22 protein-coding genes are annotated in these 21,474 nt (G+C 73.7%); 16 read left to right on the plus strand and 6 right to left on the minus strand.

Going from position 1 to position 21,474, the window contains the following annotated elements:
• Window positions 1-1,047 (plus strand): DUF1266 domain-containing protein (locus tag ACFPZN_RS48165; RefSeq protein ID WP_378290467.1); only part of this gene is annotated, 1,047 nt, incomplete at its 5' end.
• 20 nt (window positions 1,048-1,067) lie between these two features.
• Here ACFPZN_RS48165 and ACFPZN_RS48170 read toward each other — a convergent pair.
• Window positions 1,068-1,892, minus strand: a complete 825-nt coding sequence (locus ACFPZN_RS48170) for a hypothetical protein (protein WP_378290469.1) — start codon at window positions 1,890-1,892, stop codon at window positions 1,068-1,070.
• Window positions 1,889-2,920 carry an adenosine deaminase gene (gene add / locus ACFPZN_RS48175; protein WP_378290471.1) on the minus strand — a complete coding sequence of 344 codons (1,032 nt, stop codon included), beginning with the start codon at window positions 2,918-2,920 and terminating at the stop codon, window positions 1,889-1,891. Before add ends, ACFPZN_RS48170 begins: the two co-directional genes overlap by 4 nt.
• A gap of 79 nt (window positions 2,921-2,999) precedes the next feature.
• On the opposite strand from add, the gene ACFPZN_RS48180 reads away from it, so the two are divergent.
• The gene (locus ACFPZN_RS48180) at window positions 3,000-4,034 is read left to right on the plus strand and encodes a helix-turn-helix transcriptional regulator (protein WP_378290473.1); all 1,035 of its coding nucleotides are present in this window, start codon (window positions 3,000-3,002) and stop codon (window positions 4,032-4,034) included.
• Between the two features lie 7 nt (window positions 4,035-4,041).
• On the opposite strand, the gene ACFPZN_RS48185 is transcribed toward ACFPZN_RS48180, so the two are convergent.
• From ACFPZN_RS48185 to ACFPZN_RS48195, 3 genes are all read right to left on the minus strand, one after another.
• Window positions 4,042-5,001, minus strand: coding sequence for an SDR family oxidoreductase (locus ACFPZN_RS48185; protein WP_378290475.1), 960 nt, complete (start codon window positions 4,999-5,001; stop codon window positions 4,042-4,044).
• A 78-nt stretch (window positions 5,002-5,079) separates the two neighbouring features.
• A complete protein-coding gene (locus ACFPZN_RS48190; RefSeq protein ID WP_378290477.1) occupies window positions 5,080-5,229 on the minus strand; it encodes a GPGG-motif small membrane protein in 150 nt (49 codons plus the stop codon).
• 79 nt (window positions 5,230-5,308) lie between these two features.
• Window positions 5,309-7,456, minus strand: a complete 2,148-nt coding sequence (locus ACFPZN_RS48195; protein ID WP_378290479.1) for an anthranilate synthase component I — start codon at window positions 7,454-7,456, stop codon at window positions 5,309-5,311.
• A gap of 349 nt (window positions 7,457-7,805) precedes the next feature.
• On the opposite strand from ACFPZN_RS48195, the gene ACFPZN_RS48200 reads away from it, so the two are divergent.
• The 3 genes from ACFPZN_RS48200 to mctP all read left to right on the plus strand — a co-directional run bounded on the left by ACFPZN_RS48200 (window position 7,806) and on the right by mctP (window position 10,442).
• Window positions 7,806-8,372: a VOC family protein gene (locus ACFPZN_RS48200; protein WP_378290481.1), complete on the plus strand. Its 567-nt coding sequence runs from the start codon at window positions 7,806-7,808 to the stop codon at window positions 8,370-8,372.
• Window positions 8,373-8,605: 233 nt separating this feature from the next.
• Window positions 8,606-8,833, plus strand: coding sequence for a DUF3311 domain-containing protein (locus ACFPZN_RS48205; RefSeq protein ID WP_378290483.1), 228 nt, complete (start codon window positions 8,606-8,608; stop codon window positions 8,831-8,833).
• A gap of 1 nt (window position 8,834) precedes the next feature.
• Window positions 8,835-10,442, plus strand: a complete 1,608-nt coding sequence (mctP, locus tag ACFPZN_RS48210) for a monocarboxylate uptake permease MctP (protein WP_378290485.1) — start codon at window positions 8,835-8,837, stop codon at window positions 10,440-10,442.
• 101 nt (window positions 10,443-10,543) lie between these two features.
• On the opposite strand, the gene ACFPZN_RS48215 is transcribed toward mctP, so the two are convergent.
• Window positions 10,544-10,888 (minus strand): DUF6285 domain-containing protein, encoded by a 345-nt coding sequence (locus ACFPZN_RS48215; protein WP_378290487.1) that lies wholly within the window; start codon window positions 10,886-10,888, stop codon window positions 10,544-10,546.
• Between the two features lie 169 nt (window positions 10,889-11,057).
• Here ACFPZN_RS48215 and ACFPZN_RS48220 point away from each other — a divergent pair, with 169 nt between their 5' ends.
• The 11 genes from ACFPZN_RS48220 to ACFPZN_RS48270 all read left to right on the plus strand — a co-directional run bounded on the left by ACFPZN_RS48220 (window position 11,058) and on the right by ACFPZN_RS48270 (window position 21,472).
• Window positions 11,058-12,161, plus strand: coding sequence for an exonuclease/endonuclease/phosphatase family protein (locus ACFPZN_RS48220; RefSeq protein ID WP_378290489.1), 1,104 nt, complete (start codon window positions 11,058-11,060; stop codon window positions 12,159-12,161).
• Window positions 12,158-13,102: a DUF6772 family protein gene (locus ACFPZN_RS48225; RefSeq protein ID WP_378290491.1), complete on the plus strand. Its 945-nt coding sequence runs from the start codon at window positions 12,158-12,160 to the stop codon at window positions 13,100-13,102. The genes ACFPZN_RS48220 and ACFPZN_RS48225 overlap by 4 nt, the downstream gene beginning before the upstream one ends.
• A 29-nt stretch (window positions 13,103-13,131) precedes the next feature.
• Window positions 13,132-13,485 (plus strand): hypothetical protein, encoded by a 354-nt coding sequence (locus tag ACFPZN_RS48230; protein ID WP_378290493.1) that lies wholly within the window; start codon window positions 13,132-13,134, stop codon window positions 13,483-13,485.
• 9 nt (window positions 13,486-13,494) lie between these two features.
• Window positions 13,495-15,006 (plus strand): ABC transporter substrate-binding protein, encoded by a 1,512-nt coding sequence (locus ACFPZN_RS48235; protein ID WP_378290495.1) that lies wholly within the window; start codon window positions 13,495-13,497, stop codon window positions 15,004-15,006.
• A gap of 36 nt (window positions 15,007-15,042) precedes the next feature.
• Window positions 15,043-16,125, plus strand: a complete 1,083-nt coding sequence (locus ACFPZN_RS48240; RefSeq protein WP_378290497.1) for a LacI family DNA-binding transcriptional regulator — start codon at window positions 15,043-15,045, stop codon at window positions 16,123-16,125.
• Window positions 16,125-17,051, plus strand: a complete 927-nt coding sequence (locus ACFPZN_RS48245) for an ABC transporter permease (RefSeq protein ID WP_378290499.1) — start codon at window positions 16,125-16,127, stop codon at window positions 17,049-17,051. The genes ACFPZN_RS48240 and ACFPZN_RS48245 overlap by 1 nt, the downstream gene beginning before the upstream one ends.
• Before the next feature lie 13 nt (window positions 17,052-17,064).
• Window positions 17,065-17,952: an ABC transporter permease gene (locus tag ACFPZN_RS48250; RefSeq protein WP_378290501.1), complete on the plus strand. Its 888-nt coding sequence runs from the start codon at window positions 17,065-17,067 to the stop codon at window positions 17,950-17,952.
• Between the two features lie 32 nt (window positions 17,953-17,984).
• A complete protein-coding gene (locus tag ACFPZN_RS48255) occupies window positions 17,985-19,049 on the plus strand; it encodes an ABC transporter ATP-binding protein (protein ID WP_378290503.1) in 1,065 nt (354 codons plus the stop codon).
• Window positions 19,046-20,101, plus strand: coding sequence for an ABC transporter ATP-binding protein (locus tag ACFPZN_RS48260; protein WP_378290505.1), 1,056 nt, complete (start codon window positions 19,046-19,048; stop codon window positions 20,099-20,101). The genes ACFPZN_RS48255 and ACFPZN_RS48260 overlap by 4 nt, the downstream gene beginning before the upstream one ends.
• A 239-nt stretch (window positions 20,102-20,340) precedes the next feature.
• Window positions 20,341-20,862, plus strand: coding sequence for a hypothetical protein (locus ACFPZN_RS48265; protein WP_378290507.1), 522 nt, complete (start codon window positions 20,341-20,343; stop codon window positions 20,860-20,862).
• Window positions 20,849-21,472, plus strand: a complete 624-nt coding sequence (locus ACFPZN_RS48270) for a class F sortase (protein WP_378290509.1) — start codon at window positions 20,849-20,851, stop codon at window positions 21,470-21,472. The genes ACFPZN_RS48265 and ACFPZN_RS48270 overlap by 14 nt, the downstream gene beginning before the upstream one ends.
• Window positions 21,473-21,474: the final 2 nt, after the last annotated feature.

Raw genomic sequence — 21,474 nt, forward strand, 5'->3', positions numbered from 1 at the left:
GAGGCCGCCGCCGCGGGCCTGCCCGCGCTGGCGGGCGACGCGCGGGCCGTGCTGGACGGCCAGGCGGCGCACGTGCTGGCGGGCGCGGGCCTGCCGGCGGAGGCGCGCGGCAGGGCGCTGGCGGCGATGGGCGGGTTCCGGGCCGTCCAGGACCACCGGCGGGCCGACCGCGCGGCGCTGCACGCCGCCCGGCTGGCGATCAGGGAGATGGGGCACCGGGCCGCGGTCCCGGCGATCCGCGAACTGCTGGCCTCGGTCGACCCGGCCGGGGACGTCCACCGTCAGGTGGCGGTGATCCTGGCCGAGGCCGAGCGGCGCCCCGACCGGGACCACGACGTGATCGTCACCGATCCGGACGTGCCGTCGTGGGGGCGGCTGGCGGGGGCGCTGGCGGTCGGCGCGCACCTGGCGACCGGTAACGGCGTGGCGTGGAACCTGGCCGACGGCGGCGACGAGGACCCCGCCGGCACCAAGGAGCGGCTGGCCCAGAGCTGGGGCGTCACCGACCACGACGGCTGGCGCGAGCAGATCGACGCGCTGCTGGCCGCCGAGAACAGCGATCCGGCGATCCAGGCCGTGCTCGACCGCCGCCGCCGGGGCGACGACGAGTACGCCTGGCAGGACGCCATCGCCGTGTGGTGCGGCGAGAAGGACATCTCGACGGACACGACGACCGCGCTGATCAAGCTGTCCACGCGCGTCCTGCGGTACGAGGCGCGGTTCCGGGCCGACGGGGCGCTGGCCCCCGACGGCCGGATCGGCAGCGTGTACGGCTACGACTTCGGCCGCGCGGTCAACATGGCGCGCTGGGGGCGCAACGCCGGGTACTGCGCCGCCGACGAGGCCGAGAAGTGCGTGCTGATCGCCGGGGACCGGGCCCGCCGGACGTACGGGTCGTGGGCGGAGTTCTCCGCCGGGTACACGCTGGGCCGGATGCTGCGGTTCGACGACGACGAGTTCGGCGAGTGGTACGAGCGGTCGGTCGCCGTCCACCGCATGCTCCTGGACGATCCCGGCAGCCCCTGGCGCAAGCTCGCCTGGGGCTGATCGGCCCGGGCCGGCCGGGGTCAGCGATCCCCGGTGACGGCGGCGTCCCACGCGGCCGTCAGCACGCCCGCCTCGCCGCCCTCCACCAGGTGCGGCGCCCCGAAGGCCATCGCCGCCTCGACCGCCGCGAGGAAGGCGCGGCGCCAGGGCGGTTCGAAGTACTCCTCGGTCTCGCCGTCCTCGACGACCACGGCGATTCCCGGGCGCCCTCGGGACCGGGCGGCCAGCCACGCCATCCGGTACACCGCCGTGAACCCCGACCCGACGGGGGACGCCGCGGTCCCGATGGCGCGGGCGCCGGGGATCGCCGTGACCCCTTCGTGCGGGGTGCCCAGGTAGGGCCCGGGGTTGGGCTGCGCGGCGAGCCAGCGGTCCCAGGCGGCGCTGTAGGCCTCGCCCGCGCCGGGGTGGCGCGCGGACGCGAGCCGCTCGGCCCTTTCCTGGGTCAGCCCGCGGGTCGCCTCGATCACCTCGGCGACCCGCTCGCCGTGCGGGCCGAACAGCGCCGACACGGGCAGTTCCGCGACGACGTCCACCGACATGGCGCGCGTGTAGCCGGCCTCCGGGACCAGCTCGGCGTTGGCCCGGTCGATCCGCTCCCGCCAGCGCTCGTCCTCGGGCGGGACGACCTCGACCCGGAAGAGCCGGCCCGGCCAGTTCCAGACCGTGAGGCCGCCGAGGGAGCGCGTGGCGACGATGTACGGCGGCTCGGGGTCGGGGTTCGCCACCCGGCGTCCCGCCTCCGCCCCGGCCATGCGGCCGGGGTCGGCGTCGGCCACGTAGACGTACCCGGAGGAGGGCCCGGAGGCGGGCCCGGAGGCGGACGCGGGGGCGGGGCCGGTCACGCGGCGAGGAGCGCGTCGATGTCGGCGTTGATCGCCCGCTTGCCCGCCTCGTCCAGCGAGGAGGCGGTCACGGCGTTGCGGGCGAGGGCGGCCAGGTCTGCGCGGCCGAGCCCGAAGGTGTCGGCCGCCACCCGGTACTCCCCGGTCAGCGTGGTGTCGAACATGGGCGGGTCGTCGCTGTTGAGGGTGACGAACAGCCCCTCCTCCAGCATGCGGGGCAGCGGATGGGACGCCACGTCGGGGATCTGCCCGGTGCACACGTTGGAGGTCGGGCACACCTCCAGGGGGATCTGGGTCTCGCGCAGGTGCGCCACCAGCCTCGGGTCCCGGACGCAGCTGAGGCCGTGCCCGATCCGCTCGGCGCCCAGCCCCTCCACGACCTCCCAGATCGTCTCCGGGCCCGTCATCTCCCCGGCGTGCGGGAGGCTGCGCAGGCCGGCGGCGCGGGCGGCGCGGAACGCGTCGCGGATCGCGTCGGTGTGCCCGGCGCGGGCCTGCTCGATCCCGGCCAGCCCGAACCCGACCAGCGCCTCGGGGGGATGCTCGAGGGCCTGGTCGAGGGTGCCGCCGACGAAGTCCCCGGGCAGGTCGGCGGGGACGTCGAAGATGTAGGCCATCTGGACGCCGTGCAGTTCGCGCGCCCGCCGGGCCGCGATGTCCAGCGCCTCGGTGACCGCGGCGGGCGGCATCCCGACCAGCCGGTGGGCGTGCGGGGTGACGGTCAGCTCCACGTAACGCACGTTCTGCGCGGCCAGGTCGCGGGCGCTGCCGAGCACCAGGGTGGCGACGTCCTCCGGTTCCCGGACCAGCGCGTTGACCGCCTGGTAGACCTCGGCGAAGTGCGGGAAGTCGCGGAACTCGTAGAAGCGCCGCAGTTCCTCCTCGCCGGTGGGCACCGGACCCCCGGGGTGGCGGCGGGCCAGTTCCAGGACGGTGGGGACCGACGCCGAGCCGACCAGGTGGACGTGCAGCTCGACCTTCGGGAGCGCGTCGATGAACGCGTGCAGATCGTTGATCGTTGTGGACACGCGGGGACGCTAACAGCGGTGTCCGGGCGCGCGATAGGACATCCGGCGTTATCTAACACAACAATGTCAGAATGGCCGTATGCGCGCGTCCCGGCTGATCTCACTGGTGCTCCTGCTGCAGTCGCGGGAGCGGATGACGGCCGCCGAGCTGGCCCGCGAGCTGGAGGTCTCCGAGCGGACCGTGTACCGGGACGTGGAGGCGCTGTCGGCGGCGGGCGTCCCGGTGTACGCCGAGCAGGGCCGCCGCGGCGGCTACCGCCTCGTCGGCGGGTATCGGACCCGGCTGACCGGGCTCAGCCGGGAGGAGGCCGAGGCGCTGTTCCTGTCCGGGCTGCCCGGGCCGGCCGAGGACCTCGGGCTCGCCGACGCCGTGGCCGCGGCGGAGCTGAAGGTGCTGGCCGCGCTGCCGGCCGCGCTCCGGGACGCCCCCGTGCGGGCCGGCCTGCGCTTCCACCTGGACGCCCCCGGCTGGTTCGGCCGCTCCGGCCCGCCGCCGGTGCTGCGCGAGCTGGCCCGGGCCGTGTGGCGGGACGAGATCGTCCGGTTCCGCTACCGCCGCGACCGGGACCGGGCGGCCGAGCGGACCGCCGAGCCGTACGGCCTGGTGCTGAAGAGCGGCACCTGGTACCTGGTCGCGCGGGTGGGCGACCGGCACCGCGAGGGCCACCGCACCTACCGGGTGGACCGGATGTCCGACCTGGTCCCGACCGGGGAGCTCTTCGACCGCGACGCGGACTTCGACCTGCCCGGATACTGGTCCGTGCAGGCCGAGGCGTTCCTGCGGGCGATGCTGCGCGAGGAGATCACGGTGCGGCTCAGCCCGGCCGGGCTGCGGGCGCTGCGGTACGCGGTCGAGCCGTACGCGGCGCGGCGGGCCGCGGAGGCGGCCGGGGAGCCCGACGGCGACGGCTGGGTGGTCACCACGCTGCCGATCGAGTCCGCCGAGGTGGCCCGCTCCGAGCTGCTGCGGCTCGGCGCCGACATCGAGATCCTCGACCCGCCCGGACTGCGCGCCGAGATCGCCGGGACGGCCGCCCGCATCGCCGCCCTCTACGGGGAGCCGCGGCACGGCCCCCGCGCGGAGGGAGGCGAAGCGAGAGGCGAGGGGCCGTGACGCCCGGTCAGCGATAGCCGGTGACGTCGGCGGGCTTGCCGGCCGACTCCACCTCGGCGATGTAGCGCCAGGCGTCGGGACGGCTCCCGTCGGCGTCGGTGAAGCCGTACACCTGGGCCAGCCCGCCGCTGGACAGCGACTGCCCGTTCCACCGCGCCCGGTCGGGGTCGGCGGCCAGGGCCGCGACCGCCCGCCCGACGAACGCGGGCGACTCGGAGATGGCGAAGTGCTCGTTGACGCGGGTGCCCTCCAGCCAGGTGTCCTCGGTGACGCCGAAGTGCTCCAGCATCGCCTCCGACCGCAGCCAGCCGGGGGTCAGCGACACCGCGGTGCCGCCGTGCCCCTTGATCTCCTCCGACAGGGCCAGGCCCATGCGGATCACCGCCCATTTGGCGATGTCGTAGAAGAAGCCGTTCTGCCAGCGGTAGGCGGCGTTGGTCTCGGCGGTGCCGTCGGTCATCTCGACGACCAGCCCGCCGGGGTTCCTGATCAGCAGCGGGAGGGCGCGGTGGCTGGTGATGGCGTGGGTGTCCAGCGCCAGCCGGAACAGCCGGAGCCCGTCCTCCAGCGGCAGGTCCCACAGCCTGGTGTCGAACTTGGTGAGGTGGTCGGCGCCCCAGATGTCGTTGACCAGGACGTCGAGGCGGCCGTGGTCGGCGTCGATCCGGTCCACCAGGCGCGTCACCTGGTCGGGGTCGAGGTGGTCCACCGGGACGGCGACGCCCTCGCCGCCGGCCGCGGTGACCAGTTCGGCGGTCTCCTCGATGGTCTCGGGACGGTCCATCTCCGAGCGCCGCTCGCGGGTGGTGCGGCCGGTGGCGTAGACGGTGGCGCCGGCGGCGCCCAGCTCCACGGCGATGCCGCGCCCGGCGGCGCGCGTGGCGCCGGCGACCAGCGCGATCTTTCCCGCCAGCGGGCGTTCCCGCCGGTCGCCGTCAAGGGTGTTCTCGGTCGTGTTCTGGCTCATGGGGACGATGCTGGCAGCGAAACCTGACAGCCCGCGTCAGCCTTTCCGGCGGACGCGGGACAGGTCAGGGGGCGGAGGTCAGGGATTGAAGATGCTGACGCCGCCCGGCCCCACCAGGAAGCCGAGGACGATCAGGACGATGCCGAAGATCAGCTCGCGTCGCGCGATGATGACATAGATACCCGCGATGATCAGGGCCACCGCGATGAGCCACAGCAAGGTAAGCATGGTCGCGGGGTCCCCGGCCCCGCGACCATGAAACGGCCTTGCCGAAACGGATGTCCGAAATTACCGTTTTGTTATAACGCTAGGGGGTGGCGGCGGGCTCCCCGCACAGCCGCAGCGCGTTGGCCACGATCCGGTGCCCGGCCCGCCCGGTCGCCGTCAGGATCGACTCGGGGTGGAACTGCACCGCCCACCGCCGCCGCGCCGGGTCCTCGATGGCCATCACCACGTCCCCGGTGAGCGCGGTGACCTGGAAGCCCTTCACCTGATCGGGCGTGGCGTGCAGGGAGTGGTAGCGGGCCGCGGTGAACTCGTCGGGCAGGCCCTCGAACAGCGCCCCGCCCGCCACCTTGACCCGTCCCGGCTTGCCGTGCGACGGCTCGGGCAGCAGCGCCAGTTCGCCGCCCGCGTGCTCGACCATCGCCTGCAGCCCCAGGCACACCCCGAAGACGGGCAGCGCGCGCTCGTCGAGGGCGTCCAGCAGCGCGCCGGTGGCGAAGTCCTCCGGACGGCCCGGCCCCGGCGACAGCACGACCAGGTCGGGCGCGTGCTCGTCCAGCATCGGGACCGGGAAGCCGTGCCGGAGCGTGACCACGTCGCAGCCCTCCTGGCGGAAGTAGTCCGCGAGGGTGTTGACGAAGGAGTCCTCGTGGTCGACGACCAGGACTTTCAGGCCCTCCCCCGCGCGCTCCCCCTCCGGGCCGCCGGGCGCGGCGGCGGCGCCGTCCCGCGCGCCGTCGTCCTGCACGCCGGACGCCTGCGACTCGGCCAGCGCGCCCAGCAGCGCGCTCGCCTTGAGGTGGGTCTCCCGCTCCTCCTCGTCGGGGTCGGAGTCGTACAGCAGGGTGGCTCCGGCGCGGACGGTCGCGATCCCGTCCTTGATCTGCGCGGTGCGCAGCGTGAGCCCGGTGTTCATCGACCCGTCGAAGCCGACGAACCCGACCGCCCCGCCGTACCAGCGGCGCGGGGTGTCCTCGTGGTCCTCGATGAACTGCATCGCCCAGGTCTTGGGGGCGCCGGTGACCGTGACCGCCCACATGTGGGTGAGGAAGGCGTCGAGCGCGTCGAAGCCGGGGCGCAGCCGCCCCTCGATGTGGTCGACGGTGTGGATCAGCCGCGAGTACAGCTCGATCTGCCGCCGCCCCAGGACCCGGACGCTGCCCGGCACGCAGATCCGCGACTTGTCGTTGCGGTCCACGTCGGTGCACATGGTCAGCTCCGACTCGTCCTTGGCCGAGGACAGGATCGTGCGGATCTGCTCGGCGTCCTCCAGCGCGTCGGCGCCGCGCCGGATCGTCCCGGCGATCGGGCAGGTCTCCACCCGGTCCCCGCCGACCCGCACGAACATCTCCGGGGAGGCCCCGACCAGGTGCTCGCCCTCGCCGAGGTTGAACAGGAACTCGTACGGCGCCGGGTTGGTCTCGCGGAGCCGCTCGAAGAACGCCGGGGGCGAGTCGCAGCGGGCGGACATCGCGTGCCCGGGGGTCACCTCGAAGAGGTCGCCGCGGACGAACTTCTCCTTGGCGTCCCGGACCATCTGCGCGTACACGCCGGGGACCGGCTGCGGGGGCAGCTCGGCGGCGGCGGAGGGCTCGAGGGCGGGCGTCGGCTCGGTCTCGCGGGACAGTCCCGCGGTGCTCGCCCCGTCCACCTCGAAGTCGTAGGACATCCGGTGCGAGGTCTCCCGCTTGCGGTCGACCACGATCATCTCGTCGGCCAGGTGCAGCACGAGGTCGCGCTGGTCGGCGGAACGCTCCAGCCGGGTGCGCAGCGGCTCGAACTGCAGCGACAGGTCGTAGCCGAACGCCCCGTACAGGCCCAGGTGCGGATCGTCGCAGCGGAACAGGTCGATCACGGCGCGCAGCGCGCTGAAGACGGTGGGCTGGCGGCTGCGCTCCTCCTCGGGGAAGAACCCCTCGGCGGGCGGCACGTGCACCCGCACCGAGCCCGGCTCGTCGGCCCGCGCCTCCCCCACCGCGCGCAGGACGGCCGCGATCGCGGGCAGCACCACCCGGCCCCGGCCGTTGAGCGCCCGGGCGGTGACCGTGCGCCCGCGCGCGACGATCTCCAGGCACGGGTCCAGGTAGGCCATGTGCCAGCGGCTGTAGCGGCCGGGATACTCCATGCCGGAGCTCAGCACGCCGCCCCGCCGCTCGCCCAGGGCGGCGACGAGGTCGTTGAGCACGTCGGACCTGCGTTCGGAATCGACCGGTGTCGCCGTACGGGTCACCCGTACTCCCCCGGCCGTCGTGAACTCGCTGCACTGCGATCGTTCTGGGACGGTCTCCACCGCGGTGGCCCCTCAAGATCGGGCCCTCTGCCCGGGGCCGCCGCGAACACGGGACGACCGCCGGGTGAGGGCGGTCGCCTGGATGTCGGAACAGCTCGAACCGGCGCCGCCTCAGCGGCGCCACCACCACCGGCGCGGGCGGGTCACGGTTCGCATGCGGAGAGCGTACCCGCAGGCGGGGCCATGGGCCAAGCCGCCGCCCGCCGTGTCGCCCCAGGGTTTGCATCAGCGGCGGACCTTGCCATCATGAGAGCGCAAGGGTTCGCTTACGGAACGGGGGCCGGCTCCCATGACGAGCGCGGGCAGGGAGAACACCGAGTTCGAGCTGCGCGGGGTCAACCACCTGGCGCTGGTGTGCAGCGACATGAAGCGGACGGTGGACTTCTACCAGGGCGTGCTCGGCATGCCGCTGATCAAGACCATCGAGCTGCCGATGGGCTGGGGGCAGCACTTCTTCTTCGACTGCGGCGGCGGGAACGCGCTGGCCTTCTTCTGGTTCCCGGACGCGCCCGAGCCGGTGCCGGGGGTGTCGGCCCCGCGGAACCTGCCCGACCGCGGCGAACTGCTCTCGGCGGTCGGATCCATGAACCACATCGCCTTCGACGTGCCGCCGGAGCGGATCGAGGAGTACCGGGACCGGCTGATCGCCAAGGGCGTCGACGTCGGCACCCTGCTCAACCACGACGACAGCGAGTTCGGCGTGGCGCCCGAGCCGCACGACGGGGTCTTCGTGCGGTCGATCTACTTCAAGGACCCCGACGGGATCCTGGTGGAGTTCGCCGCCTGGACGCGGGAGCTGAACTCCCCCGGCGACGTCCGGCACGAGCCGAAGACCTCCGCCGACCGCACGGTCTGATCCCCGGCCAGGTAACGGCACGGCGCGCACCACGCGGCACGCCTTCCGGTCCTGGCGACGAAACCCCAGGTCAGTCGTCCCTTTTTCGACCCGGTGTGGATGGAACGATCCACCCAAGTCGTGCCGTCACCGATATCCCCTTGTGATCCCGGTCGGGGTAGGCTCACGCAGTTTTCACCCCTGTGACCGGGCCGGACCGCGATCCGGGCGGCCCGCGCGACGAGGAGGACCTGTTGGCCTCGAGCTCCCAGGAACCGCCGCAGCCGCGGCGTTCCGACCGCAGCCCCTGGAACTGGCTGTTGATCGTTCCGGTGCTGATCCCCCTGCTGACCTTCCTGTTCAACCGTGACGAGCCGCGGATCGCCGGCTTCCCCGCCTTCTACTGGATCCAGTTCCTGTTCATCCCGCTGGGCGTGACCTGCACGGTGATCGTCTACCGCGCGACCAGGAAGCGGGGCTGACGTGTCCGACCACATCCCCGAACTGATCATCTTCACCGTGCTCTTCCTGCTGGTCAGCGGGATGGGCTTCGTCGCGGCCCGGTGGCGCCGGCCGGACACGATGGACAGCCTCGACGAGTGGGGGCTGGGCGGCCGCAGCTTCGGCAGCTGGATCACCTGGTTCCTGATCGGCGGCGACCTCTACACCGCCTACACCTTCGTCGCCGTCCCCGCCCTCGTCTTCGGCGCGGGCGCCGCCGGCTTCTACGCGGTGCCGTACACCATCGTGGTCTACCCGCTGGTGTTCCTGGTGCTCATCCGGCTCTGGTCGGTGTCGCACGTGCACGGCTTCGTCACCCCGGCCGACTTCGTCCGCGCCCGGTTCGGCTCGCCCACCCTGGCGCTGGCCGTCGCGATCACCGGGATCGTGGCGACGATGCCGTACATCGCGCTGCAGCTGGTCGGGATCGAGGCGGTGCTGAAGGCGATGGGCGTGCACGGCCACCTGCCGATCGTCATCGCGTTCGCCATCCTGGCCGCCTACACCTACCAGTCGGGGCTGCGGGCGCCGGCGCTGATCGCCTTCGTCAAGGACATCCTGATCTACCTGGTGATCATCGTGGCGGTGCTCTACATCCCGTCCCGGCTGGGCGGCTGGGACAACATCTTCGGCGCGGCGCAGGCCAAGTTCGAGAAGACGCCCGCGCCGTCCGACGGCATCCTGCTGGACGGCACCAACCAGCTCAACTACGCGATGCTGGCACTGGGCTCGGCACTGGCGCTGTTCCTCTACCCGCACAGCATCACCGGCGTGCTGGCCAGCAGGAACCGTAACGTGATCAAGCGGAACATGTCGGCGCTGCCCGCCTACAGCTTCGTGCTCGGCCTGATCGCGCTGCTGGGCTTCATGGCGATCGCCGCCGGGGTGACGCCGGTGACCACCGACGGCAAGGCCGACACCAACACCGTCGTGCCGCTGCTGTTCGACAAGATGTTCCCCGACTGGTTCACCGGCGTGGCCTACGCGGCGGTCGGGATCGGCGCGCTGGTCCCGGCGGCGATCATGTCGATCGCGGCGGCGAACCTGTTCACCCGCAACATCTACAAGGAGTACATCCGCAAGGACGCCACCGACAAGCAGGAGGCCACGGTCAGCAAGATCGTCTCGCTGCTGGTCAAGGTCGGCGCGGTGGCCTGCATCCTGCTGCTGGACCCCGAGTTCTCCATCGACCTCCAGCTGATCGGCGGCGTGATCATCCTGCAGACGCTGCCGGCGGTCGCGCTGGGCCTGGTCACCCGCTGGTTCCACCGCGGCGCCCTGGTCGCCGGCTGGGCGGCGGGCCTGCTGGCCGGTCTGTGGATGCTGTACCAGATCCCCAACCCGGCCAAGGGCAAGGAGCACTTCGGCGGCTCGGCGTACAAGCTGAGCGAGCTCGGCCTGGACACCAAGATGACGGTGTACGTGGGCATGCTGGCCCTGGCCGTCAACCTGGTCGTGGCGGTCGCCGGGACGTTCGTCTGCCGCGCGGCCAAGCTCGCCGACGGCGAGGACGCGACCCGGGCGACCGACTACACGGCCGACGAGGGCGACCCCAAGGTCAAGGACCTGGAGCTGACCAGCAGCACCTGATCCCGGCACGATCCCCCGGCGCGGCACGAGCCGGGGGCAGGGCCCGGTCACCGCGAGGCGGTGGCCGGGCCCTCGCGCGTGCGCGGCGGGTCCGGGCCGGGTCAGGTGGCGAGATGGCGGGGGTTGGCGACCAGGAGCTTGTCGCGGACGGCCTCGGTCAGCGCCGCCTTGACCTCGGCGTGGCGCCCGTCGGTCTCGCCCGCCCGGATCGCCGCCGCCAGCGCCGCGTCGTCGGCGTAGCCAAGGGCCTCCAGACGAGCGCGGTGCCGCTCGGCCTGGGCGGGGCCCTCCGCCATCTCCCGCTCGACGATCGACAGGGCGTTCACCGCGACGAGGGCGTGGAAGCGGGTGCGGCCCTCCAGTGCGCCGAGCACGTCGCGTTCAAGGAACTCCCGTACCGCCTCCACCAGCTCGCGGGCGGAGGGGGCGTCATGGGGCTGGGCCATCGCGCGGCTCCTCGGTCGGGTGCCCGGTCGCGTCCCCGGTCGAGGACGGAACGGGATCCTACAGAAGCACCGAATCCGATTCCAGACTTGACAGCGCTCCGCTCCGGGGATCATTCTCAACGCTAACGTGAACGTTAATGTGAGCCAGGCAACAGAAAGGCGTCCCCGGATGACGACCGCCCCCCGGTCACCCGCGAGCACCGCGTCCGTGCTCCTGGCCTGCGCGCTCCCCGCCGCGGCCGCCGCCGCGCTCCTGCAGCCCGCGACCGCCCACGCCGCCGGCCCGGGACGCGGCATCGACGTGCGGATCGCCAGCTACAACACCTGCGGGCACGGTTGCCTGCCGAGCACCCGGGAGTGCGTGGACACCATCGGCCGGGACTGCGCGACCAAGCTGCGGCCCTGGGCCGGCGGCCGCGCCGCCCAGGTCGCGGACGACATCGCCCGCGCCCGGGCCGGCGTCGTGGTCACCCAGGAGATCGGCAACAACGCCACGCCCAGCCAGCCCGGCGTGGACGTCGAGTCCTTCCGCGCGCCGCTGACCGAGGCAATGCGGCTGCGCGGCTACGCCGAAGCCCCCGCCGACTACGCCGGGACGCGGCATCCGGTGGACGGCTACCCGCTGAAGTCCGGTGCGGGACGGTTCACCTACTACGACGCCCGCCGCTTCTCCCACCTGGACGACTCCGGCCGCCCGCTCCCGCACGACCTGCTCTGGCTGCCCGACTCCACCGAGATCTACGGCAAGACGATGACCTGGAACACCCTCCGCGACCGCCGCACCGGCGCGCGGTTCGTGGTGGTCAACATGCACCTGGAGTTCCGCAGGAACGGCGCCACCGACCCCAACGGCTGGACCAAGAACTGGGACCAGGTCCGCCACGCCGACGCCCGGCGCACCGCCGAGCACCTCACCCGCGACAACCCGGCCACCCGGCGGCTGCCCATCGTGTTCGCCGGGGACATGAACTCGGCGACCCGCGAGGACGGGGCGAGCGCGCACGACGCGTTCGCCGACGCCGGGTACGCCGACGCGCTGGACCTGGCCCCGCCTCAGCGGCGCCACGGCACCGAGTACGCCTCGTTCAACGGAGGGAAGATCCCCTTGCCCAAGGGCGACAAGATCGATCACGTCTACGTCAAGGCCGGGACCCCGGTGCGGCAGTGGACGCTCGTCCCGCAGACCACGGCGCAGTCCGGAGCCGCCTGGGACCTGCTCCGCTCCGACCACAACCTGACGCACACCACCGTCCGGCTGGCGGTGACCCGATGACCGGCGGCCCCTCTTCCCTCACCGCGGACCTGCGGCACGCCGACCCGGCCCTGTCCCGGTTCAACCCGCTCAGGCGCATCCTCGTGCACGACGACTTCAACACCGGCACGCACGGCTGGATCGAACTGCTGGGCAACTACGACGGGCACGGGAACCTCGACACCGTCGACGACCACATGCGCGACTTCCGGCCCCCGCAGCTCAGCTCGTGCAACTTCTTCGACGTGGGCACGCACGGCGCCATGTCCGGCACGTACGCGCTGAAGGTCGCCACCCGCCCGCTGGCCGGGCACACCGGCGTCGCCATCCGGCGGCTCACGATGGCCGGGCGCGGGCGGGTGCAGTTCGAGACGTACCTGACGTTCAAGACCGAGGCGGCCTCGGCGGAGAACCAGGCGGCGAGCAAGGCGGGCGGCGGCGAATGGGACGCCAACTTCCACCCGTCGGAGAACCAGTTCGGCGCGTTCACCGTCGCCACCGACATCTGCGACGGCGTCCGCTACCACTGCGTGGCCCGCTACCTCAACACCGACCTGGACAACCGGCCGCGCCGCGAGTGGATCTACCCGACCGTGCCGGAGCCGACCCCGCGCGAGCACTTCGAGGGCAAGCTCAAGCTGCCGCCCACGGCCGACTTCACCGCGCCCGGCCGGGACGACTGGAAGCCGTTCGGCGGGCCTCAGGAGCTCTGCTACAACGAGGTCCCGACCAAGGTCAACTGGCACTACCTGCGCTGGCTGATCGACACGGACACCCGCTCCAACATCGAGCTGCAGCTCAACGACACCGTCTACGACATGCGGGACGTGCCGGTGCCGCCCTACGACGAGGAGTACGGGTCGCTGCAGAACCTGCTCAACTTCTACGTCTCCGTCCGCACCCACACCGACGTGCGCAACTTCCTGTACCTGGACTCGGTCCTGATCTCGGTGGACTGGTGAGCGCGGCGATGAGCAGGAGTTCTTCGAGCATGCGACAGTCGTTCACCGCCGTCCTGGAGCGCAACCGGACCCTGTCGGGCGAGTTCGCGACCGAGCCGTACGAGGTGGCGTGGGCCGCCGAGGCGCGCTGGTTCGTCCGGACGCTGGAACGGTCCGAGCCCGGCGTCCGGCTGCGGGTGACCACCCAGGTCTCCCCCGACGGCCTGCACTGGTGCGACCTGGACGCGGCGCGGGAGCTGGAGGGGGACCTGGCCACCTGGACCTCCGCGGAGTTCGGCGGGTGGCTGCGCCTCAAGGGCACCGTGCAGGCCGGCGGGAAGCCCGGCGAGAACGACGAGCCCGCGGCCGCCAAGGTGATGATCTATCTCGCGCTGAAGAGCTGAGGTGCGGCCATGGTGATGCGCAGGCGCGAGTTCCTCGCCCTCGCCGGGCTGGCCGCCTCCAGCGTGCTGGCCGGCGGCTGCGGCGCGGCGGGCGGCGGCGGGTCCGCGCCGGACGGGTCGCTGCGCGCCGCGTTCGGGCAGCCGGTCACCGACCTGGACCCCTACAACGCCGGCACCGCCGTGGACGAGGCGTCGCTGATCGTCAAGCGGCTGGTGTTCGACACGCTGGTCCGCCGGGACGGGGAGCGCCTCGTCCCGGGGCTGGCCGCGCGGTGGCGGCGCGAGGGCGACACCACCTGGGTGTTCGAGCTGCGCGGCGGGGTGCGCTTCCACGACGGCACGCCGCTGACCGCCCGGGACGTGGTGGCGTGCCTGAAGCGGACGCAGTCGGTGAAGTCGGCGCAGAGCTCGCTGTGGGCCGCGGTGACGTCGGCGCGGGCGGACGGCGACCACACGGTGGTGTTCGAGACCGACGGGCCGATGGCGACGCTGCCGGTCAACCTGACGCTGCTGTTCATCGTCCCGGAGCGGCTGGTGGCCGACCCCGCGCAGAAGCGCCGCCCGATCGGCTCCGGCCCGTTCCGCGTCACCGGCTTCACCCCCTCGACCAGCGTCGAGCTGGCGCGGTTCGACGGGTACTGGAACGGGCCGGCGGCGCTGCCGGGGGTGTCGATGCCCTACATCGCCGAGACCTCCAGCGCCATCACGGCGCTGCGCAACGGCGAGGTCGACCTGCTGTGGCCGGTGCCGTCCGACCAGCTCCCCGAGGTGCGGGCGGGCGGGGTGTCGGTCCGCACCGTGCCGAGCTGGACGTACTACCTGACGTGGTTCCACTGCGGGCGGCGGCCGTTCACCGACCCGCGGGTGCGGCGGGCGATGTGCCAGGCCCTGGACCTGGAGGAGATCGTCGGCCGGCTGTTCGGCGCGGGCGCGGAGCGGATGCGGGCGCCGATCCCCCCGACCGTGTTCGGGTACGCCGAGCAGCCGCCGTACGCCCACGACCCCGGCGCGGCGCGGCGGGCGCTCCGCGACGCCGGGCTCGGCGAGGGGTTCACCACCTCGATGATGTGGTTCGACGCGACCGGGCCGCTGGCCCGCGAGCTCGCCCAGACGATGATCTCCTCCTGGGCGGAGATCGGGGTGACCGTACGGCCGCAGAGCATCGAGAAGGCCCAGTGGCTGCAGCGCCTCAACGTCCTGGACTGGGACATGGAGCTGCAGACCAACACCGTCACCACCGGGGACGCCGCGTTCACCCTCGGCCGCCTCTACACCTCCAAGGCGAACCGGATGGGCTACAGGAACCCCGAGCTCGACGGAATCCTCGCCGCGGCCGGGAGGGAGGCCGACGGCGGGCGGCGCGCGGAGCTGTACGGGCGCGCCTGCCGGATCATCTGGTCCGACGCGGTGGGGATCTTCCCCGCCGCGCTCACCACCGCCTACGGGCTGCGCTCGGACCTCACCGGTTTCACTCCCGCGGCGAACAACCAGCCGGACCTGTCCGCGGTCAGGAGAGGGTGACCCCGTGCACCGAGACGACACCCCCGGGAGGACCCCATGACCCCGCGACGCAGGGCCACCCTGCGCGACATCGCCGCCGCGCTCGACCTGTCGGTCAACACCGTCTCGCGCGCGCTGGCGGGCAAGGACGCGGTCAGCGAGGAGACCCGCGAGCGGGTCCGGCGGGAGGCCGAGCGGCTCGGCTACGTGCCCAACACGATGGCCCGGTCGCTGGTGCTGCGGAACGCGATGGCGATCGGGCTGGTGATCACCAACCCGTCCAACCCGTTCTACGCCCGCCTGATCAGCGCGATCGAGGAGCGCGGCCGGGTGCACGGCTACTCGCTGATGCTCATGGTCACCGAGGACAGCGTCGACAACGAGCGCCGCGTCGCCGAGGAGCTGATGCGGTGGGGCGTGGACGGGGTCCTGGCCGTGCCCGTCCAGCACGGCGCCGACCACTGGGACCGGCTGCGCAGGTCCGGCACGCCCGTCGTGCTGCTCAACCGCGACCTGCCCGGACTGGACGCCGACCTGGTCGGCGTCGACTACTACGACAGCGCCCGCCGCGCCACCGGGCTGCTGCTGGACGGCGGCGCCCGCGACCTGTACCTGGTCGAGGAGGACCTGGACATCTCCCCCGTCGCCGAGCGCGTCCGCGGGTTCCGCACCGTGCTGGACGAGCGCGGCGTCACCGTCGGCGACGACCACATCATCCGGGTGCCCACGCGGCGCCGCGAGTCCAGCTCGCAGCCGTGGGACCCGGTCGACTCCTACGCGATCGGGCGCGAACTGGCCGCCCGGGTCGGGCCCGGGAGCGCCGTGCTCGCCGGCAACGACTACTTCGCGCTGGGCGTGTACCGCGCGTTCACCGAGCACGGGCTGGCCGTCCCCGGGGACGTGGCGGTGGCCGGGCACGGCGACCACCCGTTCGCCGCGTACCTGAACCCGCCGCTGACCACCGTCCGGCTGCCCGCCGCCGAGGTCGGCGCCACCGCCGTCGACCGGCTGCTGGAGCGCATGGGCGGCGAGGGGGGCGAGGCCGCGACGGGGGCGCCGCGGACGACGCTGCTGCCCGCCGAAGTGGTCGTCCGGGCGTCCACTGGTTCCACGGGGTCCACCGGGACGGAGGTTCCCTGATGGGACGGTTCCTGCTCAGGCGCGCGGGCCAGGCCGCCGTGGTGGCCCTGGGCGCGATCAGCCTGGTGTTCGTGGTCGTGCGGGTCGTGCCCGGCGATCCCGCGACGCTCATCCTCGGGCCGGACGCCAGCGCCGACCAGCTCGCCTCGGTGCGGGCGGACTTCGGGCTGGACCGGCCGCTGTGGCAGCAGTACCTGACCCACATGGGCGAGGTGCTGCGCGGGGACTTCGGCGACTCCTGGAGGCTGGGCGGCGGCGCCATGTCCGCCGTGCTGGACCGGTTCCCGGCCACGCTGGCGCTGGCCGCGCTGGCCCTGCTCATCACGCTCGGCGCCGGGTTCCCGCTCGGCATGGCGTGCGCCCGGCGTCCCGGGAAGGTGCTGGACCTGCTGGTCTCCACCGGCTCGCTGGTCGGGCAGGCGCTGCCGTCGTTCTGGCTCGGGATCGTGTTGATCCTGGTGTTCGCGCGGGAGCTGCACTGGCTGCCGGGCACCGCCGGCGGCGGGCCGGAGGCGGTGGTGCTGCCCGCGGTGACGCTGGCGCTGCCGTTCGTCGGCTGGCTGGCCCGGCTGGTGCGCAACGGCGCCCTGGAGGAGGTGGCCAAGGACTACGTCCGTACCGCCCGCGCCAAGGGCACCGGCGAGGGCGCCGTGATGTACGTGCACGTGGCCCGCAACATCGCCGTCCCCGTCGTCACCGTGCTCGGCCTGCTGATGGGCAACTTCATCGCCAACGCGGTGATCGTCGAGGTGGTCTTCTCCTGGCCCGGTCTCGGCTCGCTGATGGTGGACGCCATCACCAACCGGGACTACGCGGTCGTGGAGGCGGCGATCGTGACGGTCACACTGTCCTACATCGTGTTGAACCTGCTGGTCGACGTCCTGTACGTGGCGCTCGACCCGCGCCTGACCCCCGACGCCGCATGAGCGAGGACACAGCATGAGCACCGTCGCGACCACCGCCCCCGGCCCGTCCCGGACGCGGTCCCTCGCCGCGCTCCGCCACCGGCTGCCCGCGCGGGCCTGGGCCGGGCTGGCGGTGCTGGCGCTGTTCGTCGCGGCGGCCGTCGCCGGGCCGTGGCTGCGGCCCTACGACCCGGTGGCCACCGACCTGGCGCACCGGCTGCTGCCGCCCGGCTCGGCCACCGCCGGCGGCACCGCGTGGCTCGGCACCGACCAGGTGGGCCGGGACATGCTCGCCAACCTGCTCGCCGGGAGCCGGGTCTCGCTCGCGGTGGCGCTGGCGACCGTGCTGATCGGCGGCGCCGTGGGGCTGCTGGCCGGGCTCGTCTCGGGCTACTTCGGCGGACCGCTCGACACCCTGCTGTCGCGGGTCGGGGACGTCCAGCTGGCCTTCCCCTCGATCCTGCTGGCCATCCTGATCGCCGGGGTGCTGGGCCCGAGCATCACCAACATCGTCATCACCCTGGCGGTGACCCGCTGGGTCATCTTCGCCCGGGTGGTGCGGGCGTCCGCGCTGGCCACCCGGGACCTGGAGTTCGTCGACTCGGCCCGCGTGCTCGGCGCGGGCCACGCGCGCATCCTGTTCCGGCACGTGCTGCCGTCCTGCTGGCAGCCGCTGCTGGTCGCCGCGACCGTGCAGATCGGCCTGACCATGGTCGCCGAGGCGTCGCTGAGCTTCCTCGGCCTGGGCATCCCCGCCGACGCCGCCTCGTGGGGCGCGACCGTCTCGGCCGGCCGCGACCACCTCGGCTCCGCCTGGTGGATCTCCACGGTGCCCGCGCTGGCGCTGGCCGCCGTGGTCACCGGCGTCGGCGTCGTCGGGGACGCGTTCCGCGACATCGCCGACCCGCGCACGCAGATCTGAGCTCTGAGATCCGCGATCTGAGAGAGGCATCCATGACCACCCCTCCCACCCCGACCGCCCGCCCCGCCCCCGTCCCCGCCGGCTCCGGCGGGGAGATCGCCGCCGAGCTGCGCGACCTGCACATCGGGTTCGGCGCCGGCGGGCGCGCCGTGCCCGTCGTCCGCGGCGTCAGCCTGACCCTGCGCCGGGGCCGGGTGCTGGCGCTGCTCGGCGAGTCCGGCTGCGGCAAGAGCCTGACCTCGCTCGCCCTGATCGGCCTGCTCCCGCCCGGCGCCGCCGCCACCGCGGGCGGCGTCGTCCTCGGCGGCGAGGACACCGCCTGCTTCTCCGCCCGGCGGTGGCGGGAGGTCCGGGGCCGCCGGGTCGCGATGGTCTTCCAGGACCCGATGGCCGCCCTCAACCCCGGCTTCAGCGTCGGGCGGCAGGTCGCCGAGCCGTTCCGGCGCCGGCTCGGGGACGACCGGCGCACCGCCCGCGCCAAGGCCGTCGCGCTGATGACCGAGGTCGGCATCGCCGACGCCGCGTCCCGCTTCGACGCCCACCCGCACGAGTTCTCCGGCGGCATGCGGCAGCGCGCGGTGATCGCGATGGCGCTGGCGCTCGGACCGGAGGTGCTGCTGGCCGACGAGCCGACCACGGCGCTGGACGTCACCGTCCAGGCGCAGATCCTGCGGCTGCTCGCCCGCCGGCAGCGCGAGGCCGAACTGGCGACGCTGCTGGTCTCGCACGATCTCGGCGTCGTCGCGCGGGTCGCCCAGGAGGTCGCGGTGATGTACGCCGGCCGCATCGTCGAGCAGGGCCCCCTCGACCCGGTCTACACGCGGCCCGCGCACCCGTACACGCTCGGGCTGCTGCGCGCCGTCCCCGATCCCGGCACGGCGGCGGGACGGCTGCGGCCGATCCCCGGGCAGCCCCCGGACCCGCGGCGGCTGCCGGGCGGGTGCGCGTTCCATCCGCGCTGCCCGTTCGCCACCGCCGCGTGCCTGACCGACGACCCGCCGCTGCTCCCCCTCGACGGCGGGGACGCCGCCGCGGGCCGGGCCGTGGCCTGCCACAACTCCACCGCCGTCCTGGCCGAGGCTCCGGAGGCACGATGAGCACCACGACCGAGACCGCCGGCCCCGGGGTCGTCCTGCGGGTCCGCGGCCTGGAGGCCGGGTACGAGCGGCGCGGCGGCCGCGGGTTCGGGCGCGAGCGCGTCCGCGCGGTCGCCGGGATCGACCTCACCGTGCGGGCCGGGCGGACCCTGGGGATCGTGGGCGAGTCGGGGTGCGGCAAGTCGACGCTGGCCCGGGCGATCGTCGGGCTGCGCCCCGCGTTCGCCGGGTCGATCGAGTTCGCCGGGCACGACCTGGCCGCCACCCCGCCGCGGCGCCGCCGGCGGCTGAGCCGCGACCTCCAGATGGTCTTCCAGGACCCCTACACCTCCCTCAATCCGCGGATGACGGTCGCGGCGGTCATCTCCGAGGGGTGGCGCGTCCACCCCGGGATCGTCCCGCGCGACCGGTACGGCGCCGAGGTCGCCCGGCTGCTCGACCTGGTCGGGCTGCGCGCCGAGCACGGCGCGCGGCACCTGCACGAGCTGTCCGGCGGCCAGTGCCAGCGGGTCGCCATCGCCCGCGCGCTGGCGCCGCGGCCGAAGCTGATCGTGTGCGACGAGGCGGTGTCGGCGCTGGACGTGTCGGTGCGGGCCCAGATCCTCAACCTGCTCGCCGAGCTCCAGGCCGATCTGGGCGTCGCCTACCTGTTCATCTCGCACGACCTGGACGTGGTGCGGCACGTCGCGCACGAGGTCGCGGTCATGTACCTGGGCACGATCGTCGAGCAGGGCGATGCCGCCGAGGTCTTCGCGGATCCGCAGCACCCGTACACGCGGGCGCTGCTGTCGGCGGCGCCGTCGGTGCACGACCGGCCGGGCACCGGCGGGGACGGCGCGGCGGACGGCGAGATCGTGCTCGCCGGCGACGTGCCCTCGCCCGCCTCGCCGCCGAGCGGGTGCCGTTTCCGCACCCGCTGCTACATGGCCGCGGACGTGTGCGCCGAGAAGGCGCCCGAGCTGGCGGTGCACGGCGGCCTGGGCCGCCCGGTCGCCTGCCACTTCGCGGACGCGGCGGGCGGCACCGCCCCTCCCGCGCCGACGCCCGCCTGACAATCCGCTCAGAACAGGACGTGTCCCGCCCCTCCGCCGCGCCGGGCCCGCGAGACTCGCCAAGAGTCGGCAAAGATAGCCGCGGCGACGCCTTGAGCGAGGGCAGGCTCGGGAATCACCCACGGCGGTGAACGGTGCCGGGCGGCGCCGTTCACCGCTTTGGGCCGTCCCGCGCCCGCGAGCCCCCGGCGGGCCCGCGCCACCGCAGGAGACAGGGGACACGGAGGGTGAGAGCACCGATGAGGGTCGCCACCGTACGCGCACGGACCGTCACCGCCGCCACGCTGACCGTGGCCGCGTTCGCCCCGGGGGTCGCTCTCGCCCCGGCCGCGCGCTCCGACGACCTCGACATCGCGCCCGCGACCGTCCGCGCGGGACGTTCGGTCACCGTGTCCGGCGCCTGCCAGATCGACGACCGCAGGGTGACCGTCAGCGGCGCCGCCCGAGGCACGGGCAAGGTGAGCGACGGCTGGTTCAGCGTGCGGGCCCGCATCGTCCGCGACCGCGCGGGCGGCTATCGGATCAAGACCACCTGCTTCGGCTCCGGCTTCACCCAGGAGGGCCTGGTCAGCGTGACCGCGCCGGTCCGCCGGAAACCCTTCGAGCCGCGCGAGCCGCGCGGCTGGGCCAAGACGGGCGGCGGCGGAGCGCAGCCGGACCGCCTGGGGTGGACGCTGACGGGCCTGGCGCTGCTGGCGTGCGCCGGCGGAGTCGGCGCGATGGCGCTGATGCGCTCCCGGGCTGCCCATGGGAGGCCGTAACGGCGGGTACGCCGTCGCGGCGCTGCTGGCCGTCGCGGGCGCCCTCGCGGTGGGCCACGGCGCGCGCGACCGCGAGCCGGGCGTGCACTACCGCGACTTCGGCGGGCCGCGCGCGCTCTGGCACATCCCCGACGGCGACGCGCTCCCCGCCTCTCCCCCGTCCCGGATCGAGATCCCCGGCATCGGCGTGGACGCGCCGGTGATGCGGGTCGGGCTCAACCGGGACGGCACGGTCGGCGTCCCGCCGCTGAACCGGCCCGAGCGCACGGGCTGGTACGAGCACGGCCCTCCCCCCGGCAGCCGCGGGCCGTCCGTCGTCCTCGGCCACTACGACGACCTGGGCGGCCCCGCCGTCTTCCACAAACTGCACGAGATCCGCCCGGGAGCGCGCATCAAGGTGACCCGGCACGACCGCAGTGTCGCGGTGTTCCGCGTGGACGCGATGGAACGCGTGCCCAAATGGGAGTTCCCGCGCGCGCGTGTGTACGGGAAGGTGCGCTACGCCGGGCTGCGCCTCATCACGTGCGGCGGGAAGTACGACAGGGCCGACCGCTCCTACAGCGACAACCTCATCGTGTACGCGCACCTCACCGGGGCTGACGGACGCTAGCG

Origin of the sequence: Actinomadura rugatobispora (genome assembly GCF_042656285.1) — a bacterium.
Lineage (GTDB): Bacteria > Actinomycetota > Actinomycetes > Streptosporangiales > Streptosporangiaceae > Spirillospora > Spirillospora rugatobispora.

What these genes read in the sequence shown, in the direction of transcription:
- ACFPZN_RS48260 (WP_378290505.1), top strand. Translation starts at nt 19,046, where the DNA reads ATGAGCACCACGACCGAGACCGCCGGCCCCGGGGTCGTCCTGCGGGTC.
- ACFPZN_RS48255 (WP_378290503.1), top strand. Translation starts at nt 17,985, where the DNA reads ATGACCACCCCTCCCACCCCGACCGCCCGCCCCGCCCCCGTCCCCGCC.
- ACFPZN_RS48225 (WP_378290491.1), top strand. Translation starts at nt 12,158, where the DNA reads ATGACCGGCGGCCCCTCTTCCCTCACCGCGGACCTGCGGCACGCCGAC.
- ACFPZN_RS48230 (WP_378290493.1), top strand. Translation starts at nt 13,132, where the DNA reads ATGCGACAGTCGTTCACCGCCGTCCTGGAGCGCAACCGGACCCTGTCG.
- ACFPZN_RS48265 (WP_378290507.1), top strand. Translation starts at nt 20,341, where the DNA reads ATGAGGGTCGCCACCGTACGCGCACGGACCGTCACCGCCGCCACGCTG.
- ACFPZN_RS48200 (WP_378290481.1), top strand. Translation starts at nt 7,806, where the DNA reads ATGACGAGCGCGGGCAGGGAGAACACCGAGTTCGAGCTGCGCGGGGTC.
- ACFPZN_RS48185 (WP_378290475.1), bottom strand. Translation starts at nt 5,001, where the DNA reads ATGAGCCAGAACACGACCGAGAACACCCTTGACGGCGACCGGCGGGAA.
- ACFPZN_RS48220 (WP_378290489.1), top strand. Translation starts at nt 11,058, where the DNA reads ATGACGACCGCCCCCCGGTCACCCGCGAGCACCGCGTCCGTGCTCCTG.
- ACFPZN_RS48180 (WP_378290473.1), top strand. Translation starts at nt 3,000, where the DNA reads ATGCGCGCGTCCCGGCTGATCTCACTGGTGCTCCTGCTGCAGTCGCGG.
- ACFPZN_RS48245 (WP_378290499.1), top strand. Translation starts at nt 16,125, where the DNA reads ATGGGACGGTTCCTGCTCAGGCGCGCGGGCCAGGCCGCCGTGGTGGCC.
- ACFPZN_RS48190 (WP_378290477.1), bottom strand. Translation starts at nt 5,229, where the DNA reads ATGCTTACCTTGCTGTGGCTCATCGCGGTGGCCCTGATCATCGCGGGT.
- ACFPZN_RS48270 (WP_378290509.1), top strand. Translation starts at nt 20,849, where the DNA reads ATGGGAGGCCGTAACGGCGGGTACGCCGTCGCGGCGCTGCTGGCCGTC.
- ACFPZN_RS48240 (WP_378290497.1), top strand. Translation starts at nt 15,043, where the DNA reads ATGACCCCGCGACGCAGGGCCACCCTGCGCGACATCGCCGCCGCGCTC.
- ACFPZN_RS48250 (WP_378290501.1), top strand. Translation starts at nt 17,065, where the DNA reads ATGAGCACCGTCGCGACCACCGCCCCCGGCCCGTCCCGGACGCGGTCC.
- ACFPZN_RS48235 (WP_378290495.1), top strand. Translation starts at nt 13,495, where the DNA reads ATGGTGATGCGCAGGCGCGAGTTCCTCGCCCTCGCCGGGCTGGCCGCC.
- ACFPZN_RS48215 (WP_378290487.1), bottom strand. Translation starts at nt 10,888, where the DNA reads ATGGCCCAGCCCCATGACGCCCCCTCCGCCCGCGAGCTGGTGGAGGCG.